We start from the raw sequence: 10711 nt of genomic DNA, 5'->3' as shown, positions 1-10711 counted from the left end.
GACATTCTTCCGCCTGGCATGAAACCCCGCGATCTGTGGATCGCGGCGGGGCTGACGATGTTCCTGTGGCTGGTCGCGCTGGTGCTGTGGTCGGCACAGGACATAGCGTCGGGGGAACCCTTCCCGGCAGCCTATCGGATCCTGCTGACCCAGACGCTGGTCGGCGGGCTGCTGCTGTCGACGGTTCTGGTCGGCATCATCTGGCTGTGCCGGCGGGCGCCGCGGCGGTGGCGCGTGCCGTTGCTCGTGGTCGCGGCGCTGGCGATCGCGCTGCTCCATGGCGGGATCGATGCCTATCAGGTCCGCGATTATGCGATGGCGGTGGCGCACAAGTCTCCGCCGCTGTCGGAGATCTTCTATCGCGGCCTGATGCCCTTCGTGTTCATCTATGGCTTCTACGCGACGGCCTGGGGCCTGACGCTGAGCGACATGGCGATGCGCGAGACGCAGCGCCGGCTGGCCGAGGCGAACGAGGCGGCACACCAGGCGCAGCTCGCGGCGCTGCGCTTCCAGCTCAACCCGCATTTCCTGTTCAACACGCTCAACGCGATCTCGTCGCTCATCGTCACGCGGCGCAACGCCGAGGCCGAGCATGTGACGATGAAGCTTGCCGACTTCCTGCGCCTGTCCCTCGAGACCGATCCGCAGGAAGAGATCACGCTCGATGAGGAACTGGCCAACGCCCAATCCTATCTCGACATCGAGTCCGCCCGTTTCGGCGAGCGGCTCCATGTCGAGTTCGACTGTCCGGCAGCGCTTCTTGACGCGATGGTGCCCAGCTTCCTGCTTCAGCCGCTGGTCGAAAATGCCGTCAAATATGCTGTCGCGCCGGCGCGCGAGCGCGTGACGCTGGCACTGCGTGCGCGGGCGATCGGCAGCTTGCTGGAGCTGGTGGTGCAGGACGATGGGCGCCACGCGCTGGGCTCGAAGCCGGCGGGGCTCGGCGTCGGCCTGGTGAATGTCCGGAAGCGTTTGGCCGCCTTTTACGGCGAGCTTGGAGATATTGATGCGCGTGCGACCGAGAGGGGTTTTCTGGTGCGACTGACATTGCCGTTGCGTATGGTGCCGGTGCGGCGGGCGGCGGAATGATGCGTATCCTGCTGGTGGACGACGAGCCGCTCGCGCTCGAACGGCTCGGCTTTGCGCTGAAGGCCATCCCCGATGTCGAGATCGTCGGCACGGCGAGCGACGGGCTTCAGGCGCGCGAGTTGATCGCTACGCTGAAGCCGGATCTCGCAATCCTGGATATCCAGATGCCGGGGCTTTCCGGCATCGACCTGGCGCAGTCGCTGGCCGACAGCCCGAAGGCGCCCGAGATCATGTTCGTCACGGCCTTCAACCGCTTCGCGCTTGATGCCTTCAGCGTCGAGGCCGTCGATTATCTGCTCAAGCCGGTAAGCTTCGACCGGCTGCGGATCGGCATCGAGCGGGTTCGCCGGCGGATGCGGATGCTCGACGCGGAGGGTCGGGCGGCGGAGCTGGCCACGATCGTGACCGAGCTGCGGGCCGATGGCGCGGCAGAGGCGCAGCCCGCACGCGGCGCCTATGACAGCGGCATCTGGGTTCCCGGGCGTCAGGGCTCCGTACGCGTGCCGATCGATACGATCGACCGGATCGAGGCGGCGCGCGACTATGTCCTGCTCAACACGCCCTTCAAATGCTACATCATGCGCGCCAAGATGAGCGAGATTGAGCAGCGGATCGATCCCGCCCTGCTTATCCGCGTGCACCGCTCCCACATGGTGCGCATCGCCGCCGTTTCCGGGGTCGAGCGGCCGGGCAAGGGCATGTTGCGGCTGTTGCTCAACGACGGCACCCGGCTTCAGGTCGGTCCCAATTATCAGGACCAGGTCGTCGAGCGCCTGGGCCTGTAGGTCCGTCGCAGCGGAAACCTTTCCGGTCGCAGGAGACTTAGCCCGTCCTTCGGGCGAGCGCAGCATTGGCCATGCTTAGACATCACGCCATCTTCGCCGCAGCAACGTTCGCGCTGCTCTTCCCCTCCAGCTTTGCCCATGCGCAATCGGGCGCCGATCCGTTTGCCAGCCTGGTCGCTGCCGAACGCGACTTTGCCGCGGATGCGCAGCGCATCGGCATCACGGGTGCGTTTCGCGCGCACGCCGCTAGCGACAGCGTGCTGCTTACGCCCGAGCCCGTGGCGGCCCCGGAGCGGCTTGCGAAGCAGCGCGACACACCGGGCCTGACGCTCGAATGGCATCCCAGCGTCGCCGGCATCGCGCGGTCGCACGACCTTGGATTTACCACCGGACCTTATCGGATGGTGGATGGTGGCCGGGTGCTCGCCGGACAGTTTCTCACCATCTGGTCGCGCGGTGCGGATGGGCGCTGGCGCTGGTTCCTCGACCACGGGCTGCCCCCGCAGGCCGCCGAAGGCGCGGCATCCCTTCCGACGCAGGTCATCCGCCTAGCCGATGCCGCGCAGGCGAAGCCGGAGGGGGAAGTGGGACAAAGCCTGGAGCTGGCGGAGCAGGCGCTCAACGCAGGTTATCTCGAGAAGGGCGTGGCGGCGCTGCTGCCGGTCCTCGCCGAGGACGGCTATCTCCTGCGCACCCATGTCGGCTCGATCGCAAAGCCCGACGCAGCACGTCTCGCGCCCGATACGCGGCGCTTCGCCAGAGCGGAACAGCTGGGGACGCGTATTTCGGGCGCGGGCGATCTGGCTGCCAGCTACGGCCGGCTGGTCCCAGCTACCGGGGCGCCGGCTTATTATGTGCGCGTCTGGCGTCGCGACGGCGTGACCTGGCAGTTGCTGATCGACGAACTCGTCTGATTGGCGGGTTTGTCTCGTGGGCGGCGGGCTTCGTCGTCCCCGTCGAACCAGGATCGTGCTTCGTCGCTATCGGCGCGCCGGGAATGCGCTGTGGCGGCAAGAGGGCGTTGCAACACGGTTCACTTCCGGCTTGATCCCTCGACTCGGAAGTGACGGACGGTCTCGTTCGACGCGAGACCGTCCGCTCCCCTTCCGGCGCACGCGCCGACCTCGAAAAGCGACAGGCGTCCGGCGTCCCTTCATTGGCGCCTGGCGTATGCCCTTGCGCCCCAAGGGTGTCGCGCGTGGCACGGCAGCCTCTTACCCGGCGGCCGTGCCACAAATTCCTGCGGGCTCTAATATTCCACAATGCTTGCGCCCTCGGTCGCGCCCTTGCTCGATCGAGGGGCGGCCTTTGTCGCGCATCGGTCCGTTCCGATCGAATCCGCGTGGAAGAGGTCGGATGCGCGACCCATTCCGAGGACGTTTCCGGCGGCGCGTCCGCCTTTCTCGGAAGGAATTTCAATGCCCCGAATTGCCCGCGTCGCCGGTGCGATGCTTCTTGCCGCGATGCCTGCTCCGCTCCAGGCGCAGGAGGCGCCCGCCGATGCCATGGCGGCTGCCCAGGCGCAGGTGAGCGCCGCCCGCGAGGCAGATGCCCCGGCACCCGAAGCGGCGCCCGCCTGCAAGCCCAAGAAGAAAGGCTTCGGTCTGGGCAGCATCCTCAAGGCGGCGAGCAGGACCGGCCTGACAAACATGGTCGGCGGCGGGCTGGTTGGCGGTTATGGCGGCGCGATCGCCGGCACGGCGATCAACACCGGCGTAAGCGTCGCTGAATCGAGCAAGGCAACGTCCAAGCCGGCAGCGGACGGCTGCTGATGCGCGCCGGCCCGATCCGCGCGCTCCTCTTTGCGCTGGTGGCGCTCCTCTTCGTCACCCCATCGCGCGCTGCGCCGGATCGGGTCGATGCGATCGTGCGCCGGCAGATGGCGTTGAACGCCATCCCCGGCGCCGCAGTTGCAGTCGTCGAGCATGGCCGGATCGTGAAGATCGCCACCTATGGCATGGCCAATCTCGAATGGGCCGCGCCGGTCGGCCGGGATACCCGCTTCCAGCTGGCCTCTGTGACCAAGATGTTCACTGGCGTGCTGCTGATGCGGCTGGTGGAGCAGGGGGAGGTTGGTCTCGACGATCCGCTGACACGCTGGTTTCCCGACGCGCCGCAAAGCTGGGCGGGCATCACCGTGCGCCAGCTCGCCAACCATAGCTCCGGCCTCGCCGAGCAATGGGGTGCGGCCCGAGACGTGACGGTGGACGGGATCGTCGCAAAGGCAATGGCCACGCCGCTTGCCTATGCGCCGGGCAGCGAGGCACGCTATGGCTTCACCGATTTCACCGTGCTGCGGGCGATCCTCGAAAAGGCGGGCGGCAGGCCGCTGCCGCAGCTTCTGCGAGAGGAGCTCCTCGCGCCGCTCGGCATGACGTCGACCGGTTTCGCGATGGCCACCGATGACGGTTCGGTGCGCGTTGGCGAGGTGCTTCCGCATCGCGCCTCAGTATATGGCCTGCGCGACGGCCGGCTCGCCACCAGCGACTTCTTCTTCGCCCCCCAGGGCTATGGCGCGGGCGGTCTCTATGCCTCGATCGAGGATCTCGCCCGCTTCTTCGTGGCGATGGACACGGGACGGGTGCTCCGTCCGGAGAGCATTCGCGCGCTCGAGACGCCCGGCGCGCTGGCGGGCGGGAAACAGTCGTCATTCGGCTTGGGCTGGATCGTGGGTTCGTACCGCGGCGCCACCACCGCAGGCCATAGCGGCGGGCCGGCTCTTGCCGATATCGTCAGGGTCGAGGCGCGGCAGCTCACCGTGATCGTGCTTACCAATCAGCAGCTGCTGCACCCGCTGCTCGCCGAGGCGATCCTCGACACCTATCTTCCCGCGCCGCCGCGCATGCCCGGGATCGCGGACGACCGCCCGATGATCGCTTCGAATATCCGTACCGCGATGACGAGCGCAGTCGCCGATCACGATCCTGTCGCGGTCTTCGCCCCTGCGGGCAAGGATGCCGCCGCGAGCCTGTTCTCGCCCTTCACCCGCGCGATGCTGCGCGGAGTCGGTCCGTTGGGCGCGGTCGAGCTGATCGACGTCCTTGCCAATGGCCAGCGGCGCTACCGCCTCGATTTCGCGTACAAGACGATGATCTGGATCTGCGCGGCGGATACCGATGCCAGGCTGACGGCCTTGCGCCCGGACTAGCCCGCTACAGCGGCAATCTTCGTCGCACCGCCCTCCATTTTGGTCGCGAAACGCAGGCGTATTGGCGGCGCGACACACAGTTTTCGCTCGCACCCGTTCCGAAGACGGGCGCGGCGCGGCGAGCGCCACGGGTATCGCCTTCGGTCGCCGCTCCTCCGGGAGCGACCGAATCCCAGCGATGGGCATGCCTCACGAACGCTCGCCGCGCGCAACGCGGAATGACCAGCCGACCGGGACACAGGGAGCCCGAAAGATCGGCGATCCGCCAACCAAAGGGCAGATAATGACGACACGAAACACGCTATTCACCCGCCTGTTGCGCGGCTCCACGGCGCTTTGCGGTGCGGTGCCGGCCGGGCTGATCCTCCTCGCGGCACCCGCCCATGCACAGGATGCTGCCGGGCAGGCAGTGCCGGAGGCTGCAACGCCTGCGCCCGACGTGCAGGCAGAGGAAACGGGCGACTCGATCGTCGTCACCGGCTCGCTGTTCCGCCGGGCCAATTCGGAAACGCCTTCGCCGGTCACCGTGCTTTCGGCCGACACGCTCGAGCAGCGCGGCATGAACACCGTCGCCGAAGCGCTGCAGCGCATCTCGGCCGGCAACGCCGGCACGATCACCCAGGGCTGGAACAGCGGCAACAATTTCGCGGCAGGCGCGAACGCCGTCGCGCTGCGCGGCCTTACCGTGCAGGCGACGCTGACGATGTTCGACGGCCTGCGCATGGCGCCGTATCCGCTCGCGGACGACGGCCAACGCAACTTCGTCGATCTGAACACGATTCCGAACGCGATCATCGACCGTATCGACGTACTGCGCGACGGCGCTTCGTCGACCTATGGCGCCGACGCGGTCGCCGGCGTGATCAACGTGATCACCAAGAAGGAGATCAAGGGCCTGCACGCCAATTTCTCCGCCGGCATCTCGCAGCAAGGCGACGCCGGCGAGCAGCGCGCGGACCTGACCTGGGGCTTTGGCGACCTGAGCGAGCAAGGTTTCAACTTCTACATCAGCGGCGAATATCTGAAGCAGGACGCACTGTGGGCGCGCGATCGCGGCTATCCGTTCAACACGACCGACTGGAGCCGGATCTGCAACGCCAGCGGCGCCTGCCTGCCCAATCTCAACTCGAACGGCGTCAGCCCGGATGGCTCGGCCAATGCCTTTTTCGGCGTCCCCGGTGTCACCGCAGTGCGTCCGGTCAATACGGCCGGCGCAGCGATCGGTGACGGCCGTTTCTCGTATCTGAACTCGGCGCTCGGCTGCGGCCGCTGGAGCCGCACGCAGCTGACCGCTGCACAGCTCGATCCCGCACAGGGCGGCTCGGGCGCTGCGCCCGCCGATGGCAGCGTCTGCGAGGCGAACCTTACCGGCGCCTATGGAATGCTCCAGCCCGACGTCGAGCGTTTCGGCATTTCGACGCGCTTCACCGCCAATATCGGTGAATCGCATCAGTTCTACGCGCAGGGCAATTTCTACCAGACCGACACCTTCGCCTCCGGAGCACCGCGCGTCTTCTACGAGCGGCCTTCCGCGCCGCGCAGCGGGGCGGTCGTCTACAACGTCATCGCGCCGGTCTATGTCTGTCCGACGGGCGTCGGCACGCTGAACGGCCTCAACACCGGCTGCACCGCGGCCAATGGCACGCTCAATCCCTACAACCCCTATGCCGCGTCGGGCCGCACGGCGCAGTTGCAGTTCGGGCCGGATCGGCCGACCACGGACGAGACTTCGGCACGCGCGATGCGCGGCGTGATCGGCCTCAGCGGGCAGGTCTTCGGTGACTGGGACTATTCGGCAAGCTTCGCCGCGTCGCGTGTCGAGCTGAAGCGCGCGCAGAACGGCTATCCGATCCCGCAGCGGATCATGGACCTCGTGGCCCGCGGTACGTTCAACTTTGCCAATCCGGCCGCCAATTCCCAGGCGACCTGGGATTATCTCATGCCGACCGCCAATACGCTGTCGGTCTCGAACCTGTGGCAGGCCACGGGCAACGTGTCGCATGCGCTGTTCGAGCTGCCGGGCGGTCCGCTCAACGTCGCAGCCGGCCTCGCCTATCGCCACGAGTCGATCGACGCGCCCAGCGCCAATCCGCAGAACGATGCCCATCCCTATGACCGCTACTACAGCGTCAACGCCGTGGGCACGTCGGGCGCGCGCAACGTCTTCTCGGCGTTCGGCGAGATCGATGCGCCGATCGTCAAGCAGCTCGAGCTGAACCTGTCCGGCCGCTACGACTCCTACTCGACCGGCCAGAAGAACTTCTCGCCCAAGGTGGGCGCCAAGTTCACGCCGATCCCGCAGGTTGCCTTCCGCGGCACCTGGTCGAAGGGTTTCCGCATCCCGAGCTTCAACGAAGCCTTCGGCCTGCCGACCACCGGCTTTGTCTCGAACGGCGGCGGCACCTTCTGCACGACCTACGCGACGTTCTGCGCGGCGCACGGCAACAACGCCTATGCCTCGCAGCCCTTCTCGGTCGGCCTCACCAATGTCGGCAATCCGGAGCTCAAGCCGGAGCGCTCGGAGAACATCACGCTCGGCCTGATCTTCGAGCCGATCCGAAATGTCAGCTTCACCGTGGACCTGTGGCGGATCCGCGTGCGCGACCAGATCGTCGGCGTGACCAACACCGGGCCGGTGATCGACGCCTATTATCGCAACAACGGCGTGGTCAACATTCCCGGCTTCACCGTCACGCAGGGCACGCCCGACCAGGCGAACCCAAACGCGCTGCCGCATCTCGGCACGATCCAGGCGTCCTATGCCAATGCCAATGAGCAGCTGGTCCAGGGCATCGATTTCGGTGTCAGTGCGAAGATCAAGGTGGCCGGCGGACTCCGCCTGATCAGCTCGTTCGACGCGTCGTATCTCGACCAGAACCACCTGACCAACATCGATCCGATCACCGGTGAGGCCGCGGAGCCGCTGCGCTACGAGGGTACGCTCAGCCCGTGCAACATCACCTCCTGTTCGGGTTCGCCGCGCTGGCGCGCCAGCTGGCAGAACACGCTCGAGTTCGGCGGCACCACCGTCACTGCCACGGCCTATTACACCAGCGGCTACAAGGTTGCGGAGCTGGACATCAATGCCGCCACGCCGGACGATTGCAGCCATGCATTCGCCTATGACGACGGCACCGCCTATCAGTGTCGTTCCAAGGCGGTCTGGAACCTGGACCTCACCGCATCGCACAAGATCAACGACCAGTTCTCGGTCTATGTGAACGCGCTGAACGTCCTGAACATCAAGCCGCCATTCGATCCGGATGCGGCCTATGGTCTCTACGGCTTCAACCCGGCATGGGCCGGTCCGAACATCACGGGCCGCTATTTCCGCGTCGGCGCGAAGATCGACTTCTAGCCTTTTTGAGGTGAGACGAACGGGAGCGGCCGTACGCCGCTCCCGTTTTTCATGCGCCGCCTGCGCAGTGGAAATCGATGGTCGCCAGAGCCTGGTCGCGCCGCTAAGCCGGTCGTGAAATCGCAGGCGAGAAATCGATTCCATGACTGTATCCGATGCCCCTTCGCAGCGCGTGCGCTCGGTCGTCATCCTGGGCGGCGGAACTGCCGGGTGGATGACCGCGACGGCGCTGGCCCGCCAGTTCGGGCGAACGCTGAACATCACGCTGCTCGAGTCCGAGGAGATTGGCATCGTCGGCGTCGGCGAGGCGACGATCCCGACAATCCACTGGTTCAACCAGCTGATCGGGCTCGACGAGGGTGCGTTCCTTCGCGAAACCAAGGCGAGCTTCAAGCTGGGCATCGAATTCGTCGACTGGGTGCGCCCCGGCCACCGCTATTTCCACCCGTTCGGCGATTATGGCGTGCGCTTCCAGGGCGTCGCCTTCCACCACCGCTGGGCCAAGGCGCGGGCGGAAGGGCTCGACCTGCCGCTGTCCGCTTTCTCGCTGGCCGCGGAGCTGGCAGGGCAGGGGCGCTTCGCCATGCCGACGGGCGATGCGCGCTCGATTCTGTCGACGCTGGGCTACGCCTATCATTTCGACGCAAGCCTCTATGCACGACATCTGCGCGGTATCGCCGAGGCGGCCGGGGTCACCCGCGTCGAGGGCAAGCTCCAGGACGTTGAGCGAGATTCCGAGACTGGGCTGGTCACCGCGCTCACCACCCAGCGCGGCGATCGGCTTGAAGGTGAGCTGTTCATCGATTGCTCGGGCTTCCGCGCGCTGCTGATCGATGGAGTGATGCAGAGTCCGTTCGAGGACTGGTCGCACTGGCTGCCCTGTGACCGTGCGGTGGCGGTGCCGTGCGAGCGGCTCGACGAAACGACGCCCTTCACCCGCTCCACCGCGCGCCCGGCAGGCTGGCAATGGCGCATCCCGCTCCAGCACCGGATCGGCAATGGCCATGTCTTCGACAGCCGCTTCATGAGCGAGGACGAAGCGACCGGTATCCTGATGTCCAATCTCGACGGCGAGGCGTTGGCCGAGCCGCGGATGCTGCGCTTCAAGGCGGGCACGCGGCGCAAGGCGTGGGTGGGCAATGTCGTGGCGCTCGGCCTGTCCTCGGGCTTCCTCGAGCCGCTGGAATCGACCTCGATCCATCTGATCCAGAGCGGCATCGCCAAGCTGCTGACGCTGTTTCCCGATCGCGACATGGATCCGATGCTGGCCGAGCGGTACAACGCGTTGCTGGGTGCCGACATGGACAATATCAAGGACTTCCTGATCCTCCATTACCACGCCAATCCCGGCCGTACCGAGCCCTTCTGGGTCGAGCGCCGCGAGATGGCGCTGCCCGAGAGCCTCGTGGCGCGCGAGGAACAATATCGCCGCTCGGGCCGGCTGATGCTGGGCAGCGAGGAGCTGTTCCGCGACGCGAGCTGGCTGGCGGTACTCAACGGCCAGGACATCGTGGCGCAGGACTATAACCCGCTCGCCGATGTGCTCGACAGTGCGGCGAACACCGCGCAGGTCCGCCAGGTCGCCGAAGTCATCCAGCGCGCCGCGCCGACGCTGCCGCTGCACGACGCGGCGCTGGCGGCGGCGATGGCCGGGTGACCAAGCCCGACATCGTCGCGCGGCGGATCGGCACCGAAGGGCAGCCGATCGCGATCGTCGATGGCTTCCATCCCGATCCGGATGCGCTGCGTGCGGCGGCGCTGGCGGCGGCGTTCGAGCCGGGGCGGCATCACTATCCGGGTATCCGCGCGCCGCTGCCGGCGGACTATTTCGCCAAGGTGCGGCCGGCGCTGGTGCCGGTGTTGCGCGAGGTGCTTGGGGTGGCGGGTGTCCAGCTGCTCGACGCGAGCTTCTCTATCGTGACCACGCTGCCGGGCGAGCTGGGCGTCGAGCAACGCCTGCCGCATATCGATGCCGTGCAGCCGGGGCGGATCGCGCTGGTCCACTACCTCTCGGAAGGGGACGGAACCGCGTTCTTCCGGCACCGCGCCACCGGCTTCGAGACGATCGATGCAGCGCGCTCGGCGGAGTATCTCGCCACGCTCAATGCCGAGCTACGCGCCGAACCGCCGGACGCGGCTTATCCGTTTGGCGATAGCCCGCTGTTCGAGCGGATCGCGCATGTCGAGGCGCGGTATAATCGCGCGGTGATTTACCGCAGCGCGCTGCTCCACAGCGGAGCAATTCCGCCGGGAGCGGTGCTGGATAGCGATCCGGCGACGGGGCGACTGACGGTCACCGCCTTCCTGTCTGCCACCTAAAAATTGCCCGCC

General features: G+C 66.8%; 8 protein-coding genes. All 8 read left to right on the top strand.

Going from position 1 to position 10711, the window contains the following annotated elements; translation table 11 throughout:
• Nucleotides 1–18 precede the first annotated feature (18 nt).
• The 8 genes from HZY97_RS14490 (at nt 19) to HZY97_RS14455 (ending at nt 10699) form a co-directional block, all read left to right on the top strand.
• Nucleotides 19–1089: a sensor histidine kinase gene (locus HZY97_RS14490; RefSeq protein ID WP_180145112.1), complete on the top strand. Its 1071-nt coding sequence runs from the start codon at nt 19–21 to the stop codon at nt 1087–1089.
• Nucleotides 1089–1874 carry a LytTR family DNA-binding domain-containing protein gene (locus tag HZY97_RS14485; protein WP_180145109.1) on the top strand — a complete coding sequence of 262 codons (786 nt, stop codon included), beginning with the start codon at nt 1089–1091 and terminating at the stop codon, nt 1872–1874. The genes HZY97_RS14490 and HZY97_RS14485 overlap by 1 nt, the downstream gene beginning before the upstream one ends.
• Nucleotides 1875–1939: 65 nt before the next feature.
• Nucleotides 1940–2788, top strand: coding sequence for a nuclear transport factor 2 family protein (locus tag HZY97_RS14480; protein ID WP_180145106.1), 849 nt, complete (start codon nt 1940–1942; stop codon nt 2786–2788).
• 504 nt (nt 2789–3292) lie between these two features.
• Nucleotides 3293–3646: a hypothetical protein gene (locus HZY97_RS14475; protein ID WP_180145103.1), complete on the top strand. Its 354-nt coding sequence runs from the start codon at nt 3293–3295 to the stop codon at nt 3644–3646.
• On the top strand, nt 3646–5022 hold the full coding sequence (locus tag HZY97_RS14470; RefSeq protein ID WP_180145100.1) for a serine hydrolase: 1377 nt from the start codon (nt 3646–3648) through the stop codon (nt 5020–5022). Before HZY97_RS14475 ends, HZY97_RS14470 begins: the two co-directional genes overlap by 1 nt.
• A gap of 283 nt (nt 5023–5305) precedes the next feature.
• Nucleotides 5306–8380 carry a TonB-dependent siderophore receptor gene (locus HZY97_RS14465; RefSeq protein ID WP_180145096.1) on the top strand — a complete coding sequence of 1025 codons (3075 nt, stop codon included), beginning with the start codon at nt 5306–5308 and terminating at the stop codon, nt 8378–8380.
• Between the two features lie 142 nt (nt 8381–8522).
• Nucleotides 8523–10037, top strand: a complete 1515-nt coding sequence (locus tag HZY97_RS14460; RefSeq protein ID WP_180145092.1) for a tryptophan halogenase family protein — start codon at nt 8523–8525, stop codon at nt 10035–10037.
• On the top strand, nt 10034–10699 hold the full coding sequence (locus tag HZY97_RS14455) for a DUF6445 family protein (protein WP_180145088.1): 666 nt from the start codon (nt 10034–10036) through the stop codon (nt 10697–10699). The genes HZY97_RS14460 and HZY97_RS14455 overlap by 4 nt, the downstream gene beginning before the upstream one ends.
• Nucleotides 10700–10711: the final 12 nt, after the last annotated feature.

Origin of the sequence: Sphingomonas sp. R-74633, from assembly GCF_013416555.1 — a bacterium.
Taxonomy (GTDB): Bacteria; Pseudomonadota; Alphaproteobacteria; order Sphingomonadales; family Sphingomonadaceae; genus Sphingomonas.
This window is presented reverse-complemented; position numbering and strand designations above follow the sequence as displayed.